Annotated in this window: 26 protein-coding genes and 1 tRNA gene; 12 read left to right on the top strand and 15 right to left on the bottom strand. The window is 46.2% G+C overall.

Annotated features, from left to right (window positions below; all coding sequences use genetic code 11):
- The first annotated feature begins 34 nt into the window (after positions 1 to 34).
- Positions 35 to 1,264, top strand: a complete 1,230-nt coding sequence (locus C7B77_RS03670) for a DNA double-strand break repair nuclease NurA (RefSeq protein ID WP_106300426.1) — start codon at positions 35 to 37, stop codon at positions 1,262 to 1,264.
- A gap of 155 nt (positions 1,265 to 1,419) precedes the next feature.
- On the opposite strand, the gene C7B77_RS03665 is transcribed toward C7B77_RS03670, so the two are convergent.
- Both C7B77_RS03665 and C7B77_RS03660 read right to left on the bottom strand, forming a co-directional pair.
- Positions 1,420 to 2,916: a serine/threonine protein kinase gene (locus C7B77_RS03665; protein ID WP_106300424.1), complete on the bottom strand. Its 1,497-nt coding sequence runs from the start codon at positions 2,914 to 2,916 to the stop codon at positions 1,420 to 1,422.
- A gap of 420 nt (positions 2,917 to 3,336) precedes the next feature.
- Entirely contained in the window at positions 3,337 to 4,521 is a 1,185-nt protein-coding gene (locus C7B77_RS03660; RefSeq protein ID WP_106300422.1) for an anhydro-N-acetylmuramic acid kinase, read from the bottom strand.
- Positions 4,522 to 4,769: 248 nt separating this feature from the next.
- Between C7B77_RS03660 and rpsP the strand changes: the two genes are divergently transcribed.
- Positions 4,770 to 5,036, top strand: a complete 267-nt coding sequence (gene rpsP, locus C7B77_RS03655) for a 30S ribosomal protein S16 (protein ID WP_106300420.1) — start codon at positions 4,770 to 4,772, stop codon at positions 5,034 to 5,036.
- 4 nt (positions 5,037 to 5,040) lie between these two features.
- Entirely contained in the window at positions 5,041 to 5,517 is a 477-nt protein-coding gene (locus tag C7B77_RS03650; protein WP_245894027.1) for a KH domain-containing protein, read from the top strand.
- A 36-nt stretch (positions 5,518 to 5,553) separates the two neighbouring features.
- On the opposite strand, the gene C7B77_RS03645 is transcribed toward C7B77_RS03650, so the two are convergent.
- The 3 genes from C7B77_RS03645 to C7B77_RS03635 all read right to left on the bottom strand — a co-directional run bounded on the left by C7B77_RS03645 (position 5,554) and on the right by C7B77_RS03635 (position 7,447).
- Entirely contained in the window at positions 5,554 to 6,798 is a 1,245-nt protein-coding gene (locus C7B77_RS03645) for an aldehyde dehydrogenase family protein (protein ID WP_106300419.1), read from the bottom strand.
- 11 nt (positions 6,799 to 6,809) lie between these two features.
- Positions 6,810 to 7,250, bottom strand: a complete 441-nt coding sequence (locus C7B77_RS03640; protein ID WP_106300417.1) for a hypothetical protein — start codon at positions 7,248 to 7,250, stop codon at positions 6,810 to 6,812.
- Between the two features lie 125 nt (positions 7,251 to 7,375).
- Positions 7,376 to 7,447 (bottom strand) — tRNA-Gly (locus C7B77_RS03635).
- A gap of 270 nt (positions 7,448 to 7,717) precedes the next feature.
- Here C7B77_RS03635 and C7B77_RS03630 point away from each other — a divergent pair.
- Positions 7,718 to 8,893, top strand: coding sequence for a D-alanine--D-alanine ligase family protein (locus tag C7B77_RS03630; protein WP_106300415.1), 1,176 nt, complete (start codon positions 7,718 to 7,720; stop codon positions 8,891 to 8,893).
- A 68-nt stretch (positions 8,894 to 8,961) separates the two neighbouring features.
- On the opposite strand, the gene C7B77_RS03625 is transcribed toward C7B77_RS03630, so the two are convergent.
- A complete protein-coding gene (locus tag C7B77_RS03625) occupies positions 8,962 to 9,621 on the bottom strand; it encodes an SMI1/KNR4 family protein (protein ID WP_106300413.1) in 660 nt (219 codons plus the stop codon).
- Positions 9,622 to 9,906: 285 nt separating this feature from the next.
- On the bottom strand, positions 9,907 to 10,230 hold the full coding sequence (locus C7B77_RS03620) for a 2Fe-2S iron-sulfur cluster-binding protein (RefSeq protein ID WP_106300432.1): 324 nt from the start codon (positions 10,228 to 10,230) through the stop codon (positions 9,907 to 9,909).
- A gap of 75 nt (positions 10,231 to 10,305) precedes the next feature.
- Between C7B77_RS03620 and C7B77_RS03615 the strand changes: the two genes are divergently transcribed.
- From C7B77_RS03615 to rpsD, 3 genes are all read left to right on the top strand, one after another.
- A complete protein-coding gene (locus tag C7B77_RS03615; protein ID WP_245894025.1) occupies positions 10,306 to 11,319 on the top strand; it encodes a trypsin-like serine peptidase in 1,014 nt (337 codons plus the stop codon).
- Between the two features lie 234 nt (positions 11,320 to 11,553).
- The gene (locus C7B77_RS03610) at positions 11,554 to 12,771 is read left to right on the top strand and encodes a tetratricopeptide repeat protein (RefSeq protein WP_106300411.1); all 1,218 of its coding nucleotides are present in this window, start codon (positions 11,554 to 11,556) and stop codon (positions 12,769 to 12,771) included.
- Between the two features lie 73 nt (positions 12,772 to 12,844).
- Positions 12,845 to 13,453, top strand: a complete 609-nt coding sequence (gene rpsD, locus C7B77_RS03605) for a 30S ribosomal protein S4 (RefSeq protein WP_106300409.1) — start codon at positions 12,845 to 12,847, stop codon at positions 13,451 to 13,453.
- 201 nt (positions 13,454 to 13,654) lie between these two features.
- Here rpsD and dusA read toward each other — a convergent pair whose 3' ends face one another.
- Positions 13,655 to 14,641, bottom strand: a complete 987-nt coding sequence (gene dusA / locus C7B77_RS03600; protein WP_106300407.1) for a tRNA dihydrouridine(20/20a) synthase DusA — start codon at positions 14,639 to 14,641, stop codon at positions 13,655 to 13,657.
- Between the two features lie 285 nt (positions 14,642 to 14,926).
- Entirely contained in the window at positions 14,927 to 15,325 is a 399-nt protein-coding gene (locus C7B77_RS03595; RefSeq protein WP_106300428.1) for a GFA family protein, read from the bottom strand.
- A 337-nt stretch (positions 15,326 to 15,662) separates the two neighbouring features.
- On the opposite strand from C7B77_RS03595, the gene C7B77_RS03590 reads away from it, so the two are divergent.
- Positions 15,663 to 16,268, top strand: coding sequence for a pentapeptide repeat-containing protein (locus C7B77_RS03590; RefSeq protein WP_106300405.1), 606 nt, complete (start codon positions 15,663 to 15,665; stop codon positions 16,266 to 16,268).
- 146 nt (positions 16,269 to 16,414) lie between these two features.
- Here C7B77_RS03590 and C7B77_RS29075 read toward each other — a convergent pair whose 3' ends face one another.
- The 5 genes from C7B77_RS29075 to C7B77_RS03565 all read right to left on the bottom strand — a co-directional run bounded on the left by C7B77_RS29075 (position 16,415) and on the right by C7B77_RS03565 (position 20,036).
- Positions 16,415 to 16,822: a hypothetical protein gene (locus C7B77_RS29075; protein WP_146138169.1), complete on the bottom strand. Its 408-nt coding sequence runs from the start codon at positions 16,820 to 16,822 to the stop codon at positions 16,415 to 16,417.
- Between the two features lie 520 nt (positions 16,823 to 17,342).
- Entirely contained in the window at positions 17,343 to 17,852 is a 510-nt protein-coding gene (locus C7B77_RS03580; RefSeq protein ID WP_106300401.1) for a hypothetical protein, read from the bottom strand.
- A gap of 508 nt (positions 17,853 to 18,360) precedes the next feature.
- Complete coding sequence (locus tag C7B77_RS03575) at positions 18,361 to 18,666, bottom strand: hypothetical protein (protein WP_106300399.1); 306 nt, start codon at positions 18,664 to 18,666, stop codon at positions 18,361 to 18,363.
- Positions 18,667 to 18,899: 233 nt separating this feature from the next.
- Positions 18,900 to 19,208, bottom strand: coding sequence for a hypothetical protein (locus C7B77_RS03570; RefSeq protein ID WP_106300397.1), 309 nt, complete (start codon positions 19,206 to 19,208; stop codon positions 18,900 to 18,902).
- A 54-nt stretch (positions 19,209 to 19,262) separates the two neighbouring features.
- Positions 19,263 to 20,036, bottom strand: coding sequence for a Spy/CpxP family protein refolding chaperone (locus tag C7B77_RS03565; protein ID WP_146138168.1), 774 nt, complete (start codon positions 20,034 to 20,036; stop codon positions 19,263 to 19,265).
- Positions 20,037 to 20,339: 303 nt separating this feature from the next.
- On the opposite strand from C7B77_RS03565, the gene C7B77_RS03560 reads away from it, so the two are divergent.
- The 4 genes from C7B77_RS03560 (at position 20,340) to C7B77_RS03545 (ending at position 23,956) form a co-directional block, all read left to right on the top strand.
- On the top strand, positions 20,340 to 21,632 hold the full coding sequence (locus C7B77_RS03560; protein ID WP_106300392.1) for a sensor histidine kinase: 1,293 nt from the start codon (positions 20,340 to 20,342) through the stop codon (positions 21,630 to 21,632).
- A gap of 143 nt (positions 21,633 to 21,775) precedes the next feature.
- Positions 21,776 to 22,078, top strand: a complete 303-nt coding sequence (locus C7B77_RS03555) for a DUF3288 family protein (protein WP_106300390.1) — start codon at positions 21,776 to 21,778, stop codon at positions 22,076 to 22,078.
- Between the two features lie 269 nt (positions 22,079 to 22,347).
- On the top strand, positions 22,348 to 23,427 hold the full coding sequence (locus C7B77_RS03550) for a PIN/TRAM domain-containing protein (RefSeq protein WP_106300388.1): 1,080 nt from the start codon (positions 22,348 to 22,350) through the stop codon (positions 23,425 to 23,427).
- Positions 23,428 to 23,515: 88 nt separating this feature from the next.
- On the top strand, positions 23,516 to 23,956 hold the full coding sequence (locus tag C7B77_RS03545) for a HEAT repeat domain-containing protein (protein ID WP_106300386.1): 441 nt from the start codon (positions 23,516 to 23,518) through the stop codon (positions 23,954 to 23,956).
- A gap of 93 nt (positions 23,957 to 24,049) precedes the next feature.
- On the opposite strand, the gene ribD is transcribed toward C7B77_RS03545, so the two are convergent.
- Positions 24,050 to 24,970, bottom strand: a 921-nt coding sequence (ribD, locus tag C7B77_RS03540) for a bifunctional diaminohydroxyphosphoribosylaminopyrimidine deaminase/5-amino-6-(5-phosphoribosylamino)uracil reductase RibD (RefSeq protein WP_106300384.1), incomplete at its 5' end; no start/stop codon positions are given.

The following is a 24,970-nucleotide window of genomic DNA, read 5'->3' as shown; positions in this document are numbered from 1 at the left end:
CATCCACCCATCCACCCATCCACCCATCCACCCAATGCTAGACATCAACAAGGTTGCCAAACAATTACCGGGAATCGGTCAACATTTAGTCAGGGAAACTGCGGCAAATCAGCATCGGTTACAATTAGCAACAGCGTCGCTCCAGCAAGCGATCGATCGACAGGTAGAATTAGCTGCAATCCAGCAACAGTGGGGCAATCGGCTCTTTTTTAACTCATCCGTTCCTGTCGAACCGCTCGATACCCGCATCGATATTGCCGCGCCGCCACCCCAACAAACCGTCTTGGCGACTGATGGTTCTCAAATTGCCCCCAGTCATCACGAAATTGCCTACTGCTACCTGATTAATGTTGGGAGAGTGATGATTCATTACGGGCAAAATTTGCACCCATTACTCGACAGCATTCCCGAAGTTTTTTATCAGCAAGAAGATTTATATATCTCTCGCCAATGGGGGATTAGTACCGAAGAATGGTTGGGCTATCGTCGAGCTGTTTCCGAAGCCACAGTCCTAGCAGAATTAGGCTGTAACTGGGTGAATCCACCGTTTGGGTTTGAAGATATGCCCGAGTCTGTTGCTGTTGCCAGAAAGCCGCGCGTACCCACCTTAGCGATGGTAGATGGCTCTTTAGTCTACTGGTTTCTCGAACAGTTACCGACAGATGCGCGCGACCAAATTCTCAATCCGATTTTAGCTGCTTGGGAAGAGTTGCGGCTGGCAGGGATTCCGATCGTGGGTTATCTGAGTTCTTCTCGCAGTATCGACAATCTCAATCTACTGCGGTTGTTAACTTGTCCGCACGATGTTCCCGATTGTCCGACACATTGTGCCGATGCGACTAAACTTCCCTGTCAACAGTTTGAAGGCGTCAGAGATACGACTCTCTGGAATACCCAACTAGCTCCCGGACAACGCAGTTGTTGGTGGCAAAGTACTGCCAAAATTTTAGACTGGTACGACGATCGCCACAAGGTGTATTTTTGTTATCTACATGTGGGGACAGAGATTGCCAGAGTGGAAGTTCCGGCTTGGGTGGCTCAAGACGATCAATTATCGGGGATGGCGTTAAGTTTAATTATCGCGCAAGTCAATAAGGGTTATGGCTATCCGGTAGCGTTAGCCGAGGCTCACAATCAAGCCGTCGTTAGAGGTGCCGATCGATCGAGCTTTTTTGCCCTATTAGAACAAGAACTGATTAAAACCGGACTCAAAAATATCGGTACATCGTATAAGGAGACAAGGAAGCGGGGGAGTATTGCTTAATTAGGCTTTAGGCTTTAGGCTTTAGGCTTTAGGGATTAGGGATTAGGTTTTAGGGATTAGGCTTTAGGCTTTAAGGATTAGGCTTTAAGTACTGGAGTGAGCGGTTACCCATTACCCATTACTTATTACTCATTACTCATTACTCATCCACTCATCTACTTCTTCGAGATCTGACGCTGAAGACTAGCTACCAGCTTGGGTTTGAGAGTTTCTAACTCTTCCTTGAGCGAGCGTTTGCTTTCTTTAATTTGACCGTGGGTGCTGGGGATGCTCTGACTTTCTACCAGCCATTCTTTGAGGAGTTGGATTTTGCGAGTCGGAATTTTACCCAGGATCGTGCAAACACAGTGTTCGTCGCCTTCGAGTGCAAATAGTACCAATCGATAGGTGCTTGTCTGGGTCAGAATTTGGAGTATTTTTTCACCGAGCGGTTTTTTGAGGTCGAGATAGCACGGTAACATCCGATGTTGCTGCTCGTCTTGGTAAAGTGTGGTCAGCCACAGTAACATTGGATGGGGCGAACCGACAAATAGAAACTGAGAATGTGGTTTATTGTTTTGGTACTTTTCGATATCGCTTCGAGAGAGCATGATCCACATCGTCGCTAATTCGGTTTGCTCGTGCTGAATTAGTTGTGGAAATACTATTTCGGCTCTTGGTTTATCTTTAGGCCAGATACTTTGACGACAAATATCATCGGCAGTCGGCGGTGTTTTTATCTGTGCGCTGGAGTCTTGCCCTTGATTTTTGGTTATTAGTGGAGCTGATATTTGTGATTGACTTTGCTCGATTTGTTCGAGTACTTTGAGGACTTCTGTAACGCTATTCGGCCTTTGAGTTGCTGTTTTTGCCATACATTGATTGACGATATCCATCAATGGTTGTGGCAAATCTAGTTTGGCTTTAACTTCATTGAATAACTTAGGCGTTTGGTAATGATGGGATTGAAACCAACCTTCAAAGGAACTAGCTTTGGGCTTTAAAGGTAGTTCTCCTGTCAACATTTGGAACATCATAATTCCCAAACTATAGATATCGGCACGATTATCTAATGTTTTGCCATCCATTTGTTCGGGAGAACAATAAGCAGGTGTGCCCATAAATCCAGTTGGAGAATCATCGGATTTGAGTAGAGCAATCCCAAAATCTAAAACTTTTACTAGTTCTCCCAAAGTGGCATCTTTGGTGATGATAATATTGCTTGGTTTGATATCGCGATGGACGACTTGGGTAATATTGCCATCGATTTCAATTCCATCGTGGGCGCATTGTAGTCCCAAGCAGATTTGCCGCATAAAGCCAAAAAACTTTGGCAGCGGCATAGGTTTATTCTGCATTACATCTTTGAGACTATCTCCCTTGAGATATTCCATCACATAAAAGGGCATTTCTTCATCATCGACGCCATAATCGCGCACTTTGACGATGTGAATACTTTTTTCCCCTAATAGCGCGCTAACTGTGGCTTCGCGCATAAATCTGTCGCGCACCCGTTGGTTCATTTTCGATCGCGACAAAAATTTCACGGCTACAATTACGCCGCCTAAAAGTGTATCCTTAGCCTGATACACTTGTCCCATAGAACCTTTTCCCGCTATCTCTAACAGTTGATAGCGTTGTACGAGTAAACGGCCATAAAATTCATCTCTCACGCGATCGATGCCTCCGTGCCGCTCGATAATGAGATTGAGAATAAATTAGCGATGTTGGTAGATTGAAAATAAAAATTGAGCATCAAATCAAAAGCAATCGGGTTAAGCTATCGAGTCTGCGTTAGAGGTTGCCTCGTGTCGTCGATGCTCTGGTTCTAGTGGCAATGCCAATGACAGAGATCGCAATTGGATCTGGCAAATATCTACGATTTGTATATACAATACCGCTATTTTCAGTGTCGAGCGAACTAGAATTAATCCTGAGGCTAAAAAGTTTCTATGCCTTAACTCTCGACTGTCTTGTTTCTGCCTCTAGCTGGATATTTCCGCTACGGCGAGCCACACCTGTAGCGTGTTAACTTTCTTAATAATTTTAAATTAAGGGTGATAATAGACAAGCTTATTTTAAATATACCCAATTCATTCGAGAGGATGGACATCTCCCAATAGCATTGGTTTTTTTGCGCCAGTGGCTGCTGGCAAGTTGCCCGGAATATGGTGATGTCGCCAATAAGCTAAGACCGCAAAGGCGATCGCTTCTTTATAGTCCCCATTGACTCCCGCCTCGTCGGTAGTGGCGATTTGAGTATGTGGCAAGCGATGTTGGAGCCGCTGGCGCAAATAGAGATTGCGACTGCCACCCCCACACAATAAGACTCGCTGAGATCCCATGACGTCGGTAGCAGCAGACAACTGCGGTAAAAATTGGCGATAACTATCAGCAATGCTGCTAGCTGTCAAGTCAGTCAGAGTTGCTAATAAATCTGCTGGTGTAAGTTGATATGGTACCGCATCGACGAGACAATTTTTGAGATATTCTGCACCAAATAGTTCTCTCCCGGTGGATTTGGGTGGCGGGGTGCAAAAATATTCCTGCGCCAACCATTGGCTGACTAATGGCTCGCAGACTTTCCCTGTAGCCGCCCAGGCTCCATCGCGATCGAATGTTAATTTACCCTCGCTCAGTTGGGTGACGGCTAAGTCGAGCAAACTATTTCCTGGCCCGGTATCCCAACCGCACACTTTTTGCTCCCAATCGGGTTGACTGGTGGGCGGTAGATAGGTGACATTGCCAATCCCGCCAATATTCTGAACATAACGATGTTCGATCGGATCGCCGAGCAGGTAGGCATCGGTTTTGGGTACTAGGGGCGCACCTTGTCCGCCTGCGGCAATGTCAGCAGCGCGAAAGTTGTCGATCGTGGTCGTTTGGGAGATCGCGGCAATTAATTCGCCTCTACCCAGTTGGAGACTATACCCCATAAGACGATCGGTTGTCGGACGATGAAAGACTGTTTGGCCGTGAGAACCGATTAAAGTAGCGGCAGTTCCGCCCGGAAAATCGGCTAAATAGCGTTCCTGAATTGCCATTGCCGCCCGTGCAAAACATGTCGCAATCGCATCATCCAATTCGGCTAGTTCTAGCATCGATAATTTTGCTCCACCGCAAACCGCGAGAATTTGCGATCGCCACTGCTCTGGATAGGGATAAGTTTCGCCAGCGAGTAACTCTGCTCGCAAATCGAGTGTCTTGCCCGTAATTTCTACCAACGCTGCATCAATGCCATCGACCGATGTCCCACTCATTAATCCAATTACTTTCATAGCTGTTCGATCTACATGTTGCGATTTCGATATCGTTGCTGGCGTAACATTTACCTTTCGGAATGCTACTACGCAAACGATTAATATTTGGATTGGAGCAGTTGCTATGCTATACTCGAAAGGCTGTGGGTCTCTAACGCACTGTCTCCTTATAAAGAGTCTATGCCAACGACTTTCGATCGGCACGAGTAGCCTCTCCTCTGGAGCATCGGATAACTCACTAATATTAACAGCTAAACTGCTTCAACATGATTAAAATACGGCTCAAAAGATTTGGTAAAAAGCGCGAAGCTAGCTACCGTTTAGTAGCGACGCAAAGTACTAGCAGACGCGACGGTCGCCCCTTGGAAGAATTAGGTTTCTACAACCCCAGAACCGATGAAGTTCGTCTCGATAACGACGCGATCGTCAAAAGACTCCAACAAGGTGCCCAGCCTACAGATACAGTGCGCCGACTGTTGGAAAAGGCAAACTTAATTGAGAGAAAAGCGAAAGCGATCGAGCAAGGTACTTAGTAACGTGACAGTTTCGACTCATCAATCTAATGTGCCTGACTACGGGCAACTGGTCAAATTTTTATTCCAACCATTTTTGAGTGCGACGGATACGATGGCGATCGATTGTGAATATACACTCGATCGCAGTCGGGTGTGGATTCGCGTTGCGGTGGGAACTGCCGACCAAGGTATTGCCTTCGGTCGAGGTGGCCGGAATATTCAGGCAGTACGGACAGTTTTACAGGCAGCAGCAGTTGCTGTCGGTCAATCGATCCATTTAGATGTCTATGGCAGTAATTCTAGCTCCCGACATCGAGACTCGGATGATGGACAAGATTCGCAGCGCGGTGGATCCAATGGCGATCTCGTCACTAGTGGCGAACGTCGCCCACCCGCTAGCAGACCCGTTCGCAATGCGCCCAATCGTCGGACGGAGGGGCAAGAACGGCGGAGTAACGGCGATAGTCCTAGCGTACCGCCACCGCGCCCCCGCCGCTAAGTCAGATCGCTTTGAAACCCCAAATAGAGTGAGTGCTTAACCCATCGTCACTTGTTGTGTGGCAATTAATGTCGATAGTCCGATCGCGCCCCGCTGGGAACCATGATAATTGGACATCCCCAACCAGATGCGATCGCTGCCCCGCTGATGGCGATAAAAGCGCGGCGAAGCATTGATATACACGCAAGCACTATTAACCCCAGCTACAAATTGTTGGGTTTCTAGATAGGAATCGGTAACAATACAATCAGCGTGTCCGCTACTGAAGCGATCGATCGTCGAGATCGCTTCTTCCACGCTTTGAACCGATCTAAAGGCAATTATTTTGCGTAAATAGGGCTGATACCATTCTCCATCTTGAGCTAGTTGCAAGTATTCGCCATAATTAGAAACTAATTCTCGATCGCCATGGAGTTGAAATCCCCGCTCTTTCAAACTTTTCCACAGCATTGTCAGCGATGTCGAAGACCTATCGGCATGAATCAAGACTTTTTCGATCGCATTGACCGCATCCGGCTCGCCCACATGACTATCGCAAATAGCGTGACGGACTAGCTCCAGATTGCCATTGGCACCCCAATATAAATAACAATTGCCGATCGCTGCTGGTAACACCGATACAGTTGCCTGTTGCGTGACTTGATGGATCAAACTCGGTCGCCCATAGGGAATGACTAGATTAACTTGCTGGGTACGAGTTAATAGCTCGTATAGCAAGCTTGGAGCTGAGTCAACCAATTGGACGGCATCTACAGGAAAATCGGCCTGTTCTAAGCCGATTCTGAGGGCGATGGAGATTGCTAAATTAGTGTGTTGTGCTTCTGGCCCACCTCGAAGGATGATGCTGTTGCCCGTTTTAATACTCATTCCCGCTGCGATCGCACCTAGCTCTGGCAACGCCTCATAAATAAAAGCTACCGTCCCTAAAGGTTTGACCTGACTGTAACTATGACGATCGCCTCCTTGCGAACCAAGATCGGCATTGCCGTAAATCGAGGAAATTTCGCCTAATTTGTACAGCAGATCGATGTATCGTTGGAGACGTTCGGGAGTGAGCTTCAACCACTCGATCAGCAGATCGGAAATACCTAGTTCGCGACTCGCTTCCAGATCGAGAGTATTAGCTTCGAGAATATCGTGAAAAGACCCTCGCAAGGCTGTGGCCATTGCGCCGATCGCCCGTTCTCTTTGTTTGCTATTAGTCAGGGCTAGGTTTCGTCCAGCTCGCACGGAGTGGTGTAAGACACTAGCTATGCTGGGGTTGGCATTCGCATGTTCCATAAAATAAGGTTTTAACCTTGGTCGAATAACCAGAGCATAATGACGATGATGACGATAATAGCTATTGCTATAGATAGTATAAGATTAACGGTCGGACTAGCTACTATAGATCGAGAATAAAGTCTAAATAATACCAGTACTAGCGCAATTATGCCTAGAAGCTGAAGCCACAATGCCAAACTACCTCGTCCGCCGATCGCTCTTTGCAAGGCGGCACTCGGTTTCGATCGATCGACATGGAAGCGTTGGCCATTCCAGTAATAACGCCGCTTATAAGGATAAGTTGCCGCCAATTCCTCGATCGTTAAACCATCTGCGTGCAAAACAAAGATGCGATGGCATCGATCGCACCCAAAGGCTTCGGTGAGGACAATTTGTTGCAGTTTTCCGTTCGGATGACACGGACACGGATATTCTTGGTCTAGAAAAATTTTCTGGTGATGGGGTGACACGAGGAGTATATTTATCTATCGCGATCGATCTACAGGTATAACTACTGTCATTCTCATAGCATATAAAAAAGTCTCCTATTTTGGGAGACTTCCTTTTAATCCTCATCGGATAGATTTTAAATTTAAGCGGGAGACGCGATTCGAACGCGCGACATCAACCTTGGCAAGGTTGCGCTCTACCACTGAGCTACACCCGCGAATGCCTGTGTTTTTAACCACGTCTTCTATTATTGCAGAGGGATCTGTGTTTGTCAACACTTTTTTAGGGAGTTGGGAGTTGGGAGTTGGGAGTTGGGAGTTGGGAGTTGGGAGTTGGGAGTTGGGAGAGGGGGAGCATTTTATTCTCAATCCGTAATCCGCAATCTAAAATTCAAAATCCCTGATTCCCTTGCCGCAATTTACCAACGATCCGATCCGGTCAAACGATCGTAGAATGTTTGTCGGCACGATCGGTAGATGCAGATGTAATGAAGAAGAAAAAACTGGCAGTACTATTTGGTGGTAGATCCGTCGAGCACGAAATCTCCGTGATCACAGCTCTCCAATTGATGAACGTCATCGACGTTACCCAGTACGAGATTATCCCCGTCTACATTGCCCAAACCGGACGCTGGTATGTTGGCGACAATTTACTCTTCAAAAGTTTCTATCGTCGCCTCCCCAGTTCCCTCAAAGAAGCTCAAGAAGTTGCCTTGCTACCTGTCGCTGGTAGCAAAGGACTCACCTACCTCAATTCGCGCCGTAACGATATTCTGCCTGTAGATATCTATTTCCTTGCCTTCCACGGTACTTTTGGCGAAGATGGCTGCATTCAAGGGATGTTGGAAATGGCTGATGCTACCTATACGGGATGTGGCGTCCTACCCGCCGCCCTGGGGATGAATAAATATCAGTGTAAAATGATGCTCAAAGCTGCTGGCATTCCGGTTTTACCTGCGGCATTAGTCGATCGACGGGATGCTCAAAAAAGCCTCGTAGCCGTGCGAGAACAGATTTTTGCAACGCCAGGATTGGAACAATTACCCCTATTTGTCAAACCTTGCAATCTAGGTTCGAGTATTGGGATTGGGGTAGCCAAAGATGAGCGGACGTTGAATGCTTGCCTGGTAAATACTTTTCGATACGACAGTCATGCGATCGTCGAACCCTGCGTCAAGGATATTTTAGAAGTAAATGTCTCTGTTCTAGAAGACGACGAAATTACGGCATCTGTCATCGAAATGCCAGTCTCCCTTAGCGGCGTCCTCACCTTTGAAGAAAAGTATTTGCGCGATGACGGGAGTAAAAAGACAGGCGGTAACGAATCGCAAGGGATGGCTAGTTTGTCCCGCATCATCGACCCTCAAGACCTCAATCCCGAACTCAAACAAGCGGCTTTAGACTACGCAAAAAAAGCCTTTAAAGTGCTCGGTTGCTCTGGCGTTTCGCGGATCGACTTTATCATTGATGCTAGTTGTGACAAACTCTATTTCAACGAGATCAATACTCTTCCCGGTTCGCTCTCTTTTTACCTATGGGTGAAATCCAATCCGCCGCTAGTATACACCGAGTTACTCAATCGCATCATTCGCCAAGCAGAGAAACGCCAAGTTACTAAGCTCGCACTCAAGCGTCAAGAGGGAATGCGGGCATTATTTAAGTAATGACAAGCGTAAAGGTAGGGGTAATTCATGAATTACCCCTACCTTTGTTTCACTGATAATATTGCTTTTTAAGCATTGTATTTTTTGTAGATATCTTTCTCGGCTTCTTGATTCTCCTCGTCTAACTTGATATAGAAAAACATTTCTTCTTTTTCATTGCCATCATCATCTCTGATAAGTTTGTATAAGTCTGACTCACAGCATTCTGCGATCGTAGAAATCATGCTGGTTAAGCTTTTGTACGTTCTTAATGGACGATCGAAAAAAATATACTCAATCTGATAAATGGGTGATAGATCGAGATCGCCAATAACAATTAACATGCTCTTGTTTTCCATTGAAGCAATCGGAAACCATTGACGATCCCATAAATGAGCACCTTCATAAGGTGGGTTTTTCAGAATCGATTCTTCCATCTGCCAGAAATTGTAATAGTTTTTAATTGCATCTTGTAAAGGCCAAAAAGGTATTGATAGATTTCCTGGAATGTGGTGGTCTGGAAATAAAAAATCAACTATACGTTCACCGTTGTAATAACCGAAGTCAGCTTCGCCATTCCGCCATTGATAAAGTTCGTAGACTTCCTTACTCAACTTAAATGGTAAATCTTTGACCAGATTATCGATCTGTTGTCTTGTCAAGCCTGGATTATAGCGATCGGCCAAGCCTGGAACTGTATATTCTAGCCATTCAAAGATATATGCAAGTTCTTCAAGAAGTTTAGACATAAAATAAGTCTACCAACATTACTTAGATATCAATAGCTCTCAACCGATCTAAGCGATCGAACGCACTTAAATTTTCTATTATTAAAAATACTTAGAACCTAGACATAGATTTATCATAAATTTCCCCGACCTCGCTTATTTCGATCGTAACTCAATAGACCTCCCGATCGAGCATCAAGAAGCCGTTTGCCAGGTCGGGGAACAAAGAAAGTTTATAATTGTAGCGATACATCGCACGGGCATTGCTGGTGCCGTTCGGATGGAGTGTGGGTCGTTCGAGCCGGATTACCGCTGATGCTGTCCGAATTGTAACTCGTAAACCTCATCCTCTTTCTCAGTCGCGATTTTCAGATTGGATCGTGGATAAGCAACACATAATAGAGCGTATCCTTGCGCCTGTAACTCTGGACTCACACCCATTCCCTCGCCTTGCTCTACCTCGCCTTCTAATATCTGCGCGGCACAAGTAGTACACACGCCAGCATTGCAAGATACTGGTAAATATAGTCCCGCCGCGCCAGCAGCGCGTAAAATCTGTTTATCATCAGGAACTTCGATCGTGTGAACTTCTCCCTGATGATGGATCTCAACTGTATAAATTTGCGTCATAAAAGGATAATTATAGTGTGCCAGGATGTTTGAGGAGATATTCTCCACTTTACCAATTTCTGGTACTAGCAAATCATGCCACAAACACGGTTTCAGATTCCCACTCACCATCGATCTACTGCGATGCGTTCGCTGTTAAAGTTTGGCCGCAACATCGGCGCGGGGGTCTTATTGACAATCAGTCTGGGCGGATACTTGGCCGATCTTACCGTCAATGCCGCAATTTTCGATCGATCCGGACGGAAGATACCCGATCGGGAGGTAAATTCAGAACGTGTCAATTGGCAGATGCTCTCTGCCGCTACCGATCGTAAATATAATGGTATCGGTGTCATCGATACCAATTATGGCGTTTGTACGGGCTTTGCCATCTTCACTGGCGCGAACAACCTGCGTGCGCCTGCCTACGTCCTCACTAACGGGCACTGTCAGGGTCGTTTTCGCAAATTACCCACCGAACGCGAAATTTTGGTCGATCGATCGACCGAAACTAAATTTACCGTTAACTATTTTCATGATTTTAAACCCGAACGCTTGACTTTTGATGTCAAACGGATGGTCTACGGTACCATGAAAAATAACGATATTGCCATTCTCGAATTAAATGTTACCCAAGGGGAATTGCTCAAAGCCGGGATTGCACCCCTCCAGATTTCGTCCCAACCCCCAGCTATCGGCGAACCTTTAATCGTTGTTGGCGTTCCATCTGAAGGCGTGAAAGAAGAACTAAATTTCCTTCATGCCGCCACCTGTAAAACGGGAGAGCTAGCTAATGTCAAAGAAGATGTTTATAACTGGCAACAGTCGATTCGGCACCAGTGCAGCATCGTTGGTGGTATGTCTGGTTCGCCGATGATCTCGCGGGTGACACAGCAAGTCGTGGGAATTATCAATACTGGAGTTAATGACAGTGCCAGCAAACAACCCCAGTGCAGTCTCAATCGCCCCTGTGAAGTAGTCAAAAATAACTTAGTGCAAACTTTTCCCCAGGAAAATTACGGTCAATTAGTAGATCGCATTCCTACCTGTTTCGATCGCAGCGGGGTCTTCAATCTCCAGCAGTCTACCTGTCAATTAGAGCGTCCGTAGATGCGATCGATCGCGAGCGGTTAGTTGGGTAGTAAACCGATCGCTAGAGTAGCTAGAAGCTAGAAATAATTTTGATGCAAATAAAGTGTAAAATTGCCACATCCTGGGAATACTAATTAATAATTAGCCAGAAAGTCGAGCCATTTAGCTTTAAGAAATTCGTGCGATGATAGCCGCAAATGAATTTCTTGACTCATACATCTCTAGCTAAACAGTAATCTAACAATCGCAATTATGTCGAACTTAGATACTGGCGATCGACTATTAGAAGCAGGTAACTTTGCTGAAGCGATCGCCTGTTACGATCTGATTATAGAAATCGATCCTTTCGAGTATCGTGCTTGGTACGGTCGCGGTCGCGCCCTCGCTCGATCGGCAAAATATCGTGAAGCAATTGAGAGTTTCAACTGCGCGCTAAATATCCAGCCAAATGAAGAGATGGCTTGGATTAATTGTGGCACTGCGTTTGGCATTCTCGGCGAGTTTAACCAAGCACTTACTAGTTTCGATTTAGCCCTAAAAATTGATGCAAATAATAGTGAAGCGTTGTATGGGAGAGGTTTAGCTTTAAATCAATTAGGGCGAAATGCCGAATCGCTAGCTAGCTACGAGCGTGCTGTTGAAATTGATGCAGATAACTATAAGGCTTGGCATAATCGTGGCGTACTGCTTAACGAGCTGACCAGATATCAAGATGCGATCGACTGTTTCGATCGTGCTTTAACAATCAATTCAGAATTACATCAAGCTTGGCAAAGTCGGACGCTTTCGCTACTAAATTTAGATCGATATGCCGAAGCAATTGTGAATTGCGATCGGGCATTGGCACTGCAACCAAACAATCCAGAAACGTTTTATCAACGCGGGATTGCGTTGAGTATGTTAACTAGATATGAGGAAGCAATTATCGATCTCGATCTGGCATTGCAAATCGATAATAGCTATTATCTCGCTTGGAAAAATCGCGGTTATGCCCTCGATCGACTGGTGCGACATTCAGAAGCACTGGCTAGCCACGAGCGAGCGATCGCGCTGGAGCCAAACGATCCGACGGTTTGGTACAATCGTGGTAACTCGCTACTGCATTTAGAAAGATACCAAGAGGCGATCGATAGCTACCATCGATCGATTGAGATTAACCCAACATTATCGGCAGCTTGGGGCAATTGTGGAGTTACGTTGGATCGATTAGGTCGATATTTAGAAGCGATCGATTGTTATCGTGAAGCCGTAAAAATTGACCCCAACTACGGCGAGGCTTGGTGCAACTGGGGGGTCGGATTAGGCCGATTGGATTGCTATGAAGACGCACTCGCTTGTTTCGATCGAGCCTTGGCAATTCGCCCAGAAGATCCTACCGCTCAGACGATGCGGAGCCTCGCACTCGCTCATCTGGGTCGATTGGGTAGCACAAACATTTCGATCGCTCCCGATTCTGTCCCAGTACTCTAATGTGCTAGCCAAAATGACCCACTTGTGTAATAATGATAGTTTTGGGTTAAGTATCAAGCACTAAGGAAACTGTATGTCCCGATATCGCGGACCGAGACTGAGAATTACACGTCGTTTAGGCCCCTTGCCCGGATTAACCCGGAAAGATGCCCGTCGTGCATATCCACCAGGTCAACACGGTCAAAACCGGAAAAAGCGTTCTGAATACGCTATCCGTCTCGAAGAAAAGCAAAAATTGCGGATGAACTATGGTGTCACCGAGAAGCAAATGCTGCGCTATGTGCGTAAAGCAAGACGTGCTACTGGTTCCACCGGATTAGTTCTGCTGCAATTACTCGAAATGCGGTTAGATAACACTGTATTTCGCCTTGCCATGGCTCCTACTATTCCAGGCGCGCGCCAACTAGTCAACCACGGACACGTCACCGTCAACGGACGCACTGTGGATATCGCTAGTTATCAATGTCGTCCTGGCGACGTAATTGGAGTTCGCAACCGCGAAGCATCCCGCAAGTTGGTAGAAGCAAATCTCCAATATCCTGGTTTAGCAAACACTCCCAACCATTTGGAATTCGATAAACCCAATCTAACTGGCAAAGTTACTGGTATCGTCGAACGCGAGTGGGTAGCTCTTCAAGTCAACGAGCTACTGATTGTCGAGTACTACTCTCGTCAAGCCTAGAGATTGTGGATTTTGGATGGCGGCTGCATCCAAAATCTATTCTCTTTTGGGGTTTAAAAAACTGCAACAATGTCTAGCACACAACGACTAGAAGTCGTTGCTAGTGGTGCGAAGTCCGCCTACGCGGACTAAATTGTCTAAACACATCTCTTCACTTTCGATCGCTGCATATCGCAACGCCAAAAGTTTTTCAACATTTTATCAACCCTGAATCTCTGCCAAAGCCTGCGCCACTACCTCTGCACCTGCGCCTGGTAAGACAGATCGTTCTGTAATAATGCGCTTCCAAATTCGGCTCCCTGGCTGCCCGTGAAATAGCTGCAACATGTGACGGGTAATGCTGTTGAGTTTCCAGCCTTTGCTCGTCCATTCTTCGATGTATGGCAGCATATTTGTAACGACTTGCTCTCGACTTGGCACTGGCGTACCTTCGCCATAAATTTCGCGATCGGCATCAGCCAGTAAATAGGGATTGTCATAGATAGCTCTACCGATCATCACCGCATCGACAAATTCCAGTTGGGTTTTGACTTGTTCTAGACTCGTAAACCCGCCATTAATCTCGATCGAGAGGTGAGGAAATTCCTGTTTGAGCCGATGGACATCTTCATAGCGCAAGGGGGGTATTTCGCGATTTTCCTTAGGACTCAAGCCCTGCAACCAGGCTTTGCGGGCATGAATCGAGAACCGCTGACAGCCAGTTTGAGAGACGATCGAGACAAATTTGACCAGATCTTCATAACTATCGACTTCATCTACCCCAATCCGATGTTTGATCGTCACGGGGATTTTAGTCGCATTTATCATCGCCGCGATACATTCTGCAACGCGTTCTGGTTGGAGCATCAGACAGGCTCCAAAGTTGCCATTTTGGACGCGACTACTAGGACAGCCAACATTGAGATTTACTTCGTCATAGCCAAAATCTGCGGCAATCTGGGCGCATTCAGCTAAGTCTTGCGGATTGTCGCCACCGATTTGTAAGGCGATCGGATGTTCGGATCGATCGAATCCTAAGAGTTTGTATTTATCGCCATGTAAAATCGCCATACTCGTCACCATTTCGGTATACAGCAGGGTGCGGCGACTAATTTGGCGCAAGAAGTAACGGCAATGACGATCGGTGCGATCCATCATTGGAGCGACACTGAGTGGATGTAGAGATTGTAGAATGAGCGTTTGTAACACGACTTGGCACTAAAAAATGTGGGATAGGCGTTGGGTGCTAGGCTTTAGGCTTTAGATTTTAGGTTTTAGGAAATTTGCAAAAAGTAGACATTCTTCTAATACCTGAAACCGATTGCAGGGTTTAAGCAGCGATCGAAGTAATTATCAATTATCAATTAAGTAGCTAGGTGCAATTATTTATAAAATAGATTGTGTCTGAAACCTAGGTTGTGTGCGTCAAGACAATGCCCACCCTACGCAGTATCTTATGTTTAATTACGCCCATCTACTTTATCAATTATCAATTTAACTATAGCGATCGCGAATCCGATCGATTTGGTCTTCCCAGTGGGCACCATCGAAGGAAATAATCTCGAACTGCTCGATCGGGCAATCGTCCAAACAGCGGAGATTAACATCATAGCCGTCTGGGTGCGATCGAGGTCGATAAAAGGCATGAATCCCGCAATTGCTACAAAAATGATGTTTGGCAGTACCTGTATTGAATGTATAGGTACTGAGGACATCCTGTCCCTGAAGCAGGGTAAATCTCGCTGCTGGGACGATGAGATGGATGAAGCCTTTTTTGTTACAGATCGAGCAATTACACTCGGTTGCTTCGAGCTTTTCGACTTCGACTCGATAGCGGACTTTACCGCAATGACAGCCACCATGATAAGTTGTTAGTCGTTCCAAGATCTTCATCTCCATTCCGACATTCGTTTAGGTAACTTTTGATTAGAGCCACATGTAGCACATACTAATACCAATCTCGATCGACAAGATGCTCCATTGGCTGACTTGTGAGTGCTTGAGCTTCGATCGATAGGTATAAATACGTTTAAAAACATTATCGATCTAGATCTAGATCGTAACCTACAAGATAGCTGAAAAGGATAAAATAGTACTCACAAACCATCTAAAATCTCACCTGTCTGGTCTCGCCGATCGAGAGCTGTCTTGACAAAGGGATCTACCTAATGAGAACGTAGCAATTCAACCTTCCAAACATCCTCTAAGCAAATATATCGGAAGTGAGAAAATGGAACAGGTCTTTATCGAAGAAGAAACTTTTGACAAAATAGATTTTACTCAAAACCCGCTGGTTAAAGGTGAATATGAATACTGCACCTTTCTCAATTGTAATCTTGCATACGCCGATCTTTCAAAGCTTAAATTTTTGGAATGTGACTTCACAGGTTGCAATCTGAGCCTAGTCAAGCTCACGCAAACAGCATTGAGAAATATTAAATTCAAAGACTGCAAAATGTTAGGGCTGGATTTTGGTGACTGCACTGAATTTGGATTTGCAGTAAAATTTGATAATTGCATCCTAGATAATTCTTCATTTTACGATCCCACTTCTCCAGTTAAGAAGCGATTCAAACTCAAGCAAACGGTATTTAAAAACTCTCAACTTTATGAGGTGGATTTTACCGAATGCGATCTTAGCTCTGCTATTTTTGAAAATAGCGATTTGACAGATGCGATCTTCCAACACACAATTCTGGAAAAGGCGGACTTTCGGACTGCTTATAACTACTCGATCGATCCAGAACTCAACCGGATTAAAAAAGCTAGATTTTCTCGATCGGGTATATCAGGACTTCTAGATAAATATGAGATTGAGATCGATCCGATCGACTAAAAAGATATTCCGTATTTTAATAGTAAGGGGGCGATCCGATCGGATCGCCCCCTGAGTTAGTTTGTGAGTAGATTGAGAACCGATCTATGCCTCTAATTGCTGAGTACAAAAGAGCGATCTCGATTTGTAAAGTAAGGCTGGCTAGTTTAGTGACTGTAACGGGAGTCATCGCGATAGTCGTTATTGGAAGTACCACGATAATCCTTGTAAGAGTCACCGCGATAATCCTTGTAAGAGTCGCCGCGATAATCATCCCGAGATTCAATGCGATATTGATTCTGCCGATGATAGCGTTTGGAATAATAATATTCACGGCGGAGGCGACGTGCTTCCCGCGCGCGTTCGCGTTCTATTTCCCACTGGCGGCGACGATATGAGTCTCCATGGTAGGAATGTTCTTGCTGTCCGCCGATTTTGATGATTAATTGGGCGTGTAGATCTGCCGATGGCCTCTGTGTGGTAGCAGAATTGTTAGGGGTTGTTAAAGCTTGGGAGTCTGGGGCGATCGCGAGGATGGTGAATAACCCAATCGCTAAGGCTGTGAATTTAGGCATAGGTAAATTACGGTTGGAGGATAAAAATAAATAATGGCACTACTACTTTAGGCCGATCCCGCGCTCCAGTCATCGCGCTAAGGTAATGCTTTTAGGTTAGATATATCCATATGTATATATCTTTAGTCATGGTTGACAGTCAAACTCTGATTTTAGTTCGCGATCGAGTTACAAATCTTAACTAATACCAAATCCGGTTTGTAAAACCCACTAACTTTGCCCTCACCCCCAACCCCTCTGTCTTGTTGCGCTAAACCGTTGGGAAACCCGACGAGCGCGCACCGCTCCCAAGCTTGGGAGCGACTGAAATCGCGCCGAGGTCTCCTCGGCGTGCGTTTCAGTCAAGACAGAGGGGAGCCAGAACCGCAGGATCTGGCGGGGTGAGGGCCAGCAAAAGAAGGGTTTGTGAAGTGGATTTGGTATAATATCTAAAAAATTAGCCAAAGCCCGATATTGGCTTTGGCTCGACGATCGAGAGATTTAACAGTAATTAACAAACTGGTAGCTAGCGAAAGTGGACTTAGAAGCGGAAACCAGCACCAACACTGAAACCAGTACCTTGACCGCGATCGGTACTTAAGGGGACGATTAGCGAACCTTTGAGGCGGAGGCTATCGCTGAGATCGACATCGGCACCACCTACTAAGCTGAAAGTTGTGACATTAGTATTGTTGCTGCTGTTGTAGTCTACAGAGCCGCCAACAAAGGGAGTAATCACTAGAGAGCTGTCATTGTTTCTGAGTGGGATATCGTAAGTCAGTGCGGTACCAAAGTCCGTACCATTGCTAGGAAAGTAGATAAATGGGCGCAGGGAGATATTGTCGCTGAGACTAAATTTAGAATCAACCCCAATCGCCGTTTGTCCATTACCAAACAGAACGGATGGGCCGATCGAACTCTGACGTACTTGCGGAGGACTACTTGGAGGTAAAGGACTTGGAGGTTCGATTTGCGCGCTAGCTGGTGTAGTCATGCCGAGAGTGACAATTGAAGATAGTAGTGCCACAAATGCAATTAGTTTGGTTTTCATTTTACTGATTTAAATTGTTTCAATTTTGTCGATCTTGGAGGTGTTGTTAGCACCTAAAATGAATCTTGGCGTGGGGCCTGAATTCGATATTCATACTTATACCTTAATAATTTTGGATCGATCTTTATATCCATCGATAGTTAGAGATCTCGATCGAATAGTGCCTAACTAAAGTAACGCTCGTAGTTTACTCGATCTGAATAGATAGCAAAAGCACCCCAAATCATTGCAGTGACTCTATCGAATGTAGCAAGGAGTTTTGGCTGTGGAGTGAAAGCAAATGAAAACTAAAATTTCCTCGCTCTTTTAGTTAGATACTCGATCTATAATTCGACAGATTAAGATTGGTTCCTTAATAGCTCGCAACTCAATTGAATATTTTTCCACTTACCTGGTGACTCGATATATTCTGCACGAGCTGAGTATAATTTAATTCAAGTATCTCGATCGACAGATACCAATCGGAGATACTTAATTTGATGTCTTAACGATCGGAAGACAAGCGGATTTAATATCTATAATTCAGGCGATCGCGACGATACTCGTTATAAGATCGCTCGTCGCGGCGGCGTGCGCGCTCGCGACGGCGTGCTTGACGTTCGCGTCGCAGCTCTTGCTCCCGCCGACGCTGTAAAATACTCCCGCGAGAATAACCGCGATCGCGATCGCCGATTTTTAAGATAACTTGAGATTGAAGGTTGGCTGCTGGCTGTGAGATCGAAACAGCAGGGGTGTTTGCGGCCATCGCTTCAGATGTTGGAGCCATAGCGATGACTGTTAAGAAGCCAATCGCTAATGAAGTCAGTTTTAACATGGGTAAATCCTATTTAGTGATGGAAAGTATGTAGTAATGTTTCGATCGTAATCGCCCCTTGAATTAGATCCATCGCATAAATGGAATAGATATAAGATCTCAGGGATGATTTGACTCCTTCCAAAACACTAAGTAAAGGATCGAAAGATCCCTCCCCTTCTCAAGAAGATAGCTAGGGGAGGGTAAATGTCTGAGCCGGAATTATAAGCCGCGCGCCAGAGCGAGAAGATCGATTAGTAGCGATCGCGACGATACTCACGACCGTAATCCGAGTAGCGATCGCCTCGTTGGTAGTATCTGTAGCGGCGGCGTTCGGCTTCGCGTTCGCGTTGGATTTCCCACTCGCGGCGACCCCGTCCTTCCCAACGATTGGAATAGTCTGGCTGCGTACCGATGCCAATCACAGCTTTGACTTTGGTGGTACCGTCCGCACGGGGGCGAATCAAGATAGATTCGAGGTTAATTGGGATGGCTTGCGATTGGGGGGCAATGGAGAGGACTGTGAGTGCGGCGATCGCGATCGGCGTAATGATTTTTAACATGAGTTGGGTATTATTTAGTCGATAACTACTGGGATAACAACGGCCAAAGCGAGATTAGACGGAGTTGTGTCTGCTACCGTATCTGGGGCGGTAAGATTTGCGTTGAGATTGTTGCTCTGGGGTGAGAATGGCGTCTAACTGCTGTCTGCTAGCTTGACGGATCGTTCTAATTTTGAGCTTTTGGTCGGCAGTCAAATTCAGACTTTTCCAACCCGCACGCATGGCTTGACGACGTTCGTAACGAGCTGTGGCTTGCTGTTGTTGTTCGGGGGTGAGCACTGCTTTGAGACGATCGCGAGCATCTGCTCTCATTTGTACCATTTTGGCTCTTTGTTCGGGAGTCAGATTCAACCGAGTCATTGCGCCACCTCTGCGCCACCTACCGCCTCCTTGCGCGAGCTGCGCTTGTTGTGCGGGGGTGAGGATTGCCCTAAATTGCGCTTTGTTGGCTGCACGAATGGCTTTAATTTGGGACTTTTGGTCTGCGGTGAGGTTCATCCGCTGGCGACCTTGGCGGTTAGCTTGACGTTGCGCCTGAAGCTGCGAGTATTGCTGACGTTGCGTAGGGGTGAGTACTGCTTCGATTTGGCTGCGAGTATTCGCTTTGATTTGCTCGATTTTGGTCTTTTGGTCGGCAGTCAGATTGAGATTAGAGCGGGTACGCTCGCCCATTTCACCAGCAGCAATCCGTTCTTGATTGGTACTAAAGAGATTATCGGCAAATGCTGGTGCAGCAATCACGATCGCCAGTAACGGAATTAATTTGGCGAGCTGCTTTTTCATGGTAGAAATCGGGGTTTGTGCTTGGGCGGGGTGTTTGCTTTCCATGTTGTTATCTTATTAGCCTAAGCCACATTTGGGCATCGGGCTAAGGTCACGATCGATTGCCCCAATATTTGACCTCTAGTCATAGATATAAATCGCTCAAAGCATGACTAAGGTAACGCTCGATTTGGAACAAATCCAGGTATGTTAGAAGAAAGAGCTTCAGATCGATCGTGTCAGAATCGATCGACCGCAAAACGATCGCTTGAGAGAATGTTTGAAAAGTTATTTTTGTTGACACCAAGATCGATCGCCGCATTAGATCGATTTTCATCTACTCGACACCCAACTCATCACCCCTTTTGAATGCAGATCGAACTTTTCATGCGCCACCCTTTAAGATCGCTACTATACATCGAGTGGATTTTATTTGCAGTAGTAATGGCCATCGAAGTATCTCCGCGCGATGGGCAAATGCTGGAACTAAAATGGCTCCATGTGGGGATTGTGGCCGTGCTGGCGTTGATGGGGTTGCGCCTGCCCGCAGGTAAATTGTTGGTGAGAGTGCTGTTTACGATCGCTCAAACTATCGTCATTTTCTTAGCCGCATATGTGGGAATGCGTCAAGTGGGTTTGCTCTGTGTCATCGTCCTGATGCGGAGTTACCTAGTATTTGGGCGTCAATATCGGTTGTGGGTAACTGGGGGAATATTCGCGCTGTATCTAATTGCGACAACTTTATTTCCCTATCGTCAACGTTCTCGTGCTTTTAGAGGATTGCCTCCGCGTACTAACATTACCAATGGTAACTCCCGACCGCAACCTTCACCCGGAGCTAGCGCACCACCTGTCGATCGACAGGGAGAATCGGCACAAGAGACGCGCCGCGAACGGGATGGGTTTAAGTGGGGCTTTGTCTCTTTATTTGCAGGGATCTTGTTGAGCCTGCAATTGTTAGTAGACCGCATTTTGGCCGAAAAGCAGGCCAAAGAAGAACTCGCGATCGCCAATCAACGCATCCGCACCTACGCGCTTAGAGCGCAAGAAAATGGTAGCTTGCAAGAACGCAATCGGATCGCCCGCGAAATTCACGACTCGCTGGGACACTCGCTGACAGCTCTCAATCTACACCTCGAAATGGCTGTCAAGCTCTCCCAGATTCAACCCGAAAAATCGCGCGAAGTATTGCTCGAAGCCAAACGACTGGGTTCGATCGCACTCAAAGATGTCCGCGAATCAGTTTCGACACTCCGCTCCGATCCGCTCCACAACCAAGATCTAACTACGGCAATTTATAAATTAGCCGATGAGTTTAAGTTATCGAACCAAATTCGACCTGCGTGTTACTTAGATCTACCGCCAAACTTACCCCAACCGATCGCGATTACCATCTACCGCATTATCCAAGAAGCATTGACAAACATCAGTAAATATGCTCGAGCAACCGAGGTGATTGTCGAAATCCGTACCGAACCTACCACGATCGAACTAAATATCATCGACAATGGTCGCGGCTTCATTCCTGACAATAATATGTGTGGATTTGGCATTCAAGGAATGCGAGAACGCGTCTTATCTTTACAAGGCGAATTTGAAATTATTAGTGATACCGACTCAGGCTGCCAGATTATCGCGAGTATTCCGTTTGTGAAGGAGTAAAAGGGTGGATGATTAATGGGTAATGGGTAGCGATTCGCGCTCGTCGGGTTTCCCGACGGTTTAGCGAATCAAGACAATGGATAATGGGTAATGGGTAACTCCTAAAGCCTAAAACCTAAAGCCTAAAACCTAAAGCCTAACTCATGCCAGAACAAAGTAAATTACCCCAACGGCATCCGCAAGAGAAGCTAGATCGGCTGATTGTCGATCGATTATTGGAGAGCGATCCGCAAGAAGCAATGGCATTGGCAGAATTAGCCAGACTGAGAATTAGATACAACGGTTTTCCTGGTGCGACAGATATTCAAGCCAATCTCGATCGATTGTTGATTGAATGGCACCTTACAGAGGAACAGTTATTTGCCAAAACTCGCGAACTCCACAACACCGAACAGATCTATCAAGTCAAAGCCAAAAAATATCAAGAACAAGAAGATTGGAACTAAATTAAGTTGGGAGTGCGCAGAGGAGAGTTGGGAGATAGGTAATAAATATATGACAACAGGCAATTCGGAACGCAGTTCCTAACTCCCAATTCCTAACTCCCAACTCCTAACTCCCAACTCCTAACTCCCAACTCCCAACTCCCAACGCCAAACTCCCAACTATTACGGGATAACCGATCTAGTAGAGCCAACGCTTTGCGAACGGCACCGGATATAATAGCAATAGAGAGATCTATTCATAAATACTCGACTCGATCGGAAGCTTACCCATGCTCGACTTTACTATTATCCTGCTACTAATCCTCGCAGCGGCAGGGATTGGCTACGACATTGTGGAGATACTACCTAGCGAGGTACTGGCACAGGTTACCAATCAGGAGGGTTTACGAATAGTCTCGGCAGGGTTTGCAGCTTTATTTGGCGGCATCTTCGGCATTGTAGTCAAAACAGCCTATCGACGGCTGGAGTATCAGGTGCGACAGTTACCTGTAGATGTCCTGTTGACTAGAGCTGTTGGCTTAGTCTTCGGCTTACTGATCGCCAATTTGATGTTGGCTCCAGTATTTCTATTGCCAATGCCTTTAGAATTTACCTTTCTCAAGCCCTTACTGGCAATCTTGGGCAGCGTGATGTTTTGCTATTTGGGTGTGACGCTCGCCGATACTCATGGCGGTGCATTTCTCCGATTGATCAATCCCCAAAATGTGGAAACAATGTTGGTTGCCGAAGGCACTTTAAAAGCCATTTCACCTAAAGTAATCGATACTAGTTGTATCATAGATGGGCGAATTGAAGAGTTATTAAATACTGGATTTGTAGAGGGACAAATTTTAGTACCCCAGTTTGTAATTCAGGAATTGCAGACGCTAGCCGATGCCGCCAATGATATGAAACGGATTCGCGGACGTCGGGGTTTGGATATTCTCAATCGGATGAAAGATGGTTTTCCCGATCGCGTTATCATTCACCCGATCGATTATCAAGATATTACTACCGTCGATGCTAAATTAGTTCACTTTGCTAGTGAAATCCATGCCACTCTCCTAACTAATGACTACAACTTAAGCAAAGTAGCCAATCTCCAAGAAGTTTCGGTTTTAAATGTTAACGATTTAGCACACGCCGTGCGTCCGATTTATCTACCTGGCGACTGTCTAGAAATCAAAATTATCAAAGATGGTAAAGAAGCGGCTCAAGGCGTTGGCTATCTAGACGACGGCACGATGGTAGTAGTTGAAGAAGGTGGCAAATATATTGGCGGCGGACTCAGAATTATCGTTACTTCTGCTCTCCAAACCTCTGCTGGACGCATGATTTTTGCAAAACCATACGCTTCGATGATGGCGTAAATGATGGTTGGGGGAAATATAATAAAACCAAAAAATACTTAAATTCAATCGATCTCTTGTAGGTATGACAGAAGATAAGTGAAAGGTAATGGAAAATTACGACCCAAAAAAGAGCACTGGAGCATTTGAATACCTGAATGAATACTTTTTTCTACCAACAGAAGAAAGTTCTCCAGACGGAGCATTTGACTGGATCTGGATGATGCACGATGAAGATTGGCATCTCCTTACTGAGGCATGGCAAAACCGTCCACCAGAGTGGCGTGAGTCTTGTGCCTATATCTTAGGGCAAGGATCGGTAGAGGATAGTCTTCCGCTACTTCGGCAAGCCCTGTTTGATGAGAACATAGATGTTGCCTTACATGCTGCCGACTCGATTGCAAGTCAGCGGCTCGATCTCGATGAAGAAGCTCCTGAAATTCCCGATCTTGAAGACGAGATCGTTTCACGGCTGCGAGATCTTGTAGTAATTTCTGGTGGCAAGCATATGGAAGAGGTTATCGCATTTCTTGAGACGCAAACTGAATAGAACACCGCATACGCGATCTCACCTTTTTAAGGATAAGATTTGTTACATAGAAACACGCTCTGCTAGTGGCATAGGAATACTGCTTTCGAGTCTTCAACCCAACTTACGATCGAGATAACCCTGTATTAGCAAATCTGTCCCGATTTGGTGCCAAGATATCCGTTCTAATACCATCGCTTCCGACATCGATCGAATATTGAGATTGCCAACTGGTGAAGGTGCGGAACTCCCGCCGACAATTTTAGGCGCGATGAAGGCTAATACTTTCTGAATCGCACCATCAGCGATCGCACTAGCAGCTAAAGTCCCGCCGCATTCCCACAATACCGATAAGCAACCGCGATCGTAAAGATGTAGCATTACCTGCACTGGTTTGAGAGCATCTAATTCTAATACTTGAACGCCGCGATCGCGCAATCGTGCCAATGTCTCGGGATTGGCACCAACTTCAGTCGCTACCAACGTTGGCGCGACACTGGTATCCCACAAAATTGCATCTACAGGTAAATCCAGACTGCGAGTCATCACCACCCGCAGGGGATTGGGGGCGTCGGGATCGTGGCTGGTGAGATAAGGATTATCCCTACGTAAGGTATTCCCACCAATAACGATGGCATCGCAGCCCGCGCGTAGGTGGTGGACGTAATGACGAGATGGTTCGCTACTCACCCACGTACTATGTCCGCTATCGGTGGCAATTTTACCATCGAGCGTCATGGCATACTTAAGAATCCCCAAAGGACGATGATGGACGATCCGCTGCACGAATCCTTCATTGAGTTCTTCACACGCTGCTGTTTCTACCCCAACGACAACCTCGATTCCTGCCTGCTGTAAGGTGGCAATACCGCCCCCAGAAACGAGCGGATTGGGATCTACCATCCCGACTACTACTTTGCCAATTCCCGCAGCCACCAGAGCCGCCGCACAGGGGGGAGTTTTACCATAATGATTGCAAGGTTCGAGGCTGACATAAATCGTCGCTCCGCGCGCCCGCTCTCCCGCCTCTCGCAA

The sequence above is a fragment of the Chamaesiphon polymorphus CCALA 037 genome (assembly GCF_003003845.1).
GTDB lineage: Bacteria > Cyanobacteriota > Cyanobacteriia > Cyanobacteriales > Chamaesiphonaceae > Chamaesiphon > Chamaesiphon polymorphus.
Note: the sequence above shows the minus strand (reverse complement) of the source record. Positions and strands in the feature narration are given on the sequence as shown.

Excerpts from the sequence above, each read along its gene's own strand:
- C7B77_RS03630 (WP_106300415.1), top strand. The coding sequence starts at position 7,718 with ATGAAGAAGAAAAAACTGGCAGTACTATTTGGTGGTAGATCCGTCGAG.
- C7B77_RS03550 (WP_106300388.1), top strand. The coding sequence starts at position 22,348 with ATGCTCGACTTTACTATTATCCTGCTACTAATCCTCGCAGCGGCAGGG.
- C7B77_RS03560 (WP_106300392.1), top strand. The coding sequence starts at position 20,340 with ATGCAGATCGAACTTTTCATGCGCCACCCTTTAAGATCGCTACTATAC.
- C7B77_RS03575 (WP_106300399.1), bottom strand. The coding sequence starts at position 18,666 with ATGTTAAAACTGACTTCATTAGCGATTGGCTTCTTAACAGTCATCGCT.
- C7B77_RS03610 (WP_106300411.1), top strand. The coding sequence starts at position 11,554 with ATGTCGAACTTAGATACTGGCGATCGACTATTAGAAGCAGGTAACTTT.
- C7B77_RS03570 (WP_106300397.1), bottom strand. The coding sequence starts at position 19,208 with ATGTTAAAAATCATTACGCCGATCGCGATCGCCGCACTCACAGTCCTC.
- rpsP (WP_106300420.1), top strand. The coding sequence starts at position 4,770 with ATGATTAAAATACGGCTCAAAAGATTTGGTAAAAAGCGCGAAGCTAGC.
- C7B77_RS03595 (WP_106300428.1), bottom strand. The coding sequence starts at position 15,325 with ATGAAGATCTTGGAACGACTAACAACTTATCATGGTGGCTGTCATTGC.
- C7B77_RS03580 (WP_106300401.1), bottom strand. The coding sequence starts at position 17,852 with ATGAAAACCAAACTAATTGCATTTGTGGCACTACTATCTTCAATTGTC.
- C7B77_RS03625 (WP_106300413.1), bottom strand. The coding sequence starts at position 9,621 with ATGTCTAAACTTCTTGAAGAACTTGCATATATCTTTGAATGGCTAGAA.
- C7B77_RS03565 (WP_146138168.1), bottom strand. The coding sequence starts at position 20,036 with ATGGAAAGCAAACACCCCGCCCAAGCACAAACCCCGATTTCTACCATG.
- C7B77_RS03660 (WP_106300422.1), bottom strand. The coding sequence starts at position 4,521 with ATGAAAGTAATTGGATTAATGAGTGGGACATCGGTCGATGGCATTGAT.
- C7B77_RS03670 (WP_106300426.1), top strand. The coding sequence starts at position 35 with ATGCTAGACATCAACAAGGTTGCCAAACAATTACCGGGAATCGGTCAA.
- C7B77_RS03620 (WP_106300432.1), bottom strand. The coding sequence starts at position 10,230 with ATGACGCAAATTTATACAGTTGAGATCCATCATCAGGGAGAAGTTCAC.
- C7B77_RS03590 (WP_106300405.1), top strand. The coding sequence starts at position 15,663 with ATGGAACAGGTCTTTATCGAAGAAGAAACTTTTGACAAAATAGATTTT.
- C7B77_RS29075 (WP_146138169.1), bottom strand. The coding sequence starts at position 16,822 with ATGCCTAAATTCACAGCCTTAGCGATTGGGTTATTCACCATCCTCGCG.
- rpsD (WP_106300409.1), top strand. The coding sequence starts at position 12,845 with ATGTCCCGATATCGCGGACCGAGACTGAGAATTACACGTCGTTTAGGC.
- C7B77_RS03645 (WP_106300419.1), bottom strand. The coding sequence starts at position 6,798 with ATGGAACATGCGAATGCCAACCCCAGCATAGCTAGTGTCTTACACCAC.
- C7B77_RS03555 (WP_106300390.1), top strand. The coding sequence starts at position 21,776 with ATGCCAGAACAAAGTAAATTACCCCAACGGCATCCGCAAGAGAAGCTA.
- C7B77_RS03615 (WP_245894025.1), top strand. The coding sequence starts at position 10,306 with ATGCCACAAACACGGTTTCAGATTCCCACTCACCATCGATCTACTGCG.
- C7B77_RS03545 (WP_106300386.1), top strand. The coding sequence starts at position 23,516 with ATGGAAAATTACGACCCAAAAAAGAGCACTGGAGCATTTGAATACCTG.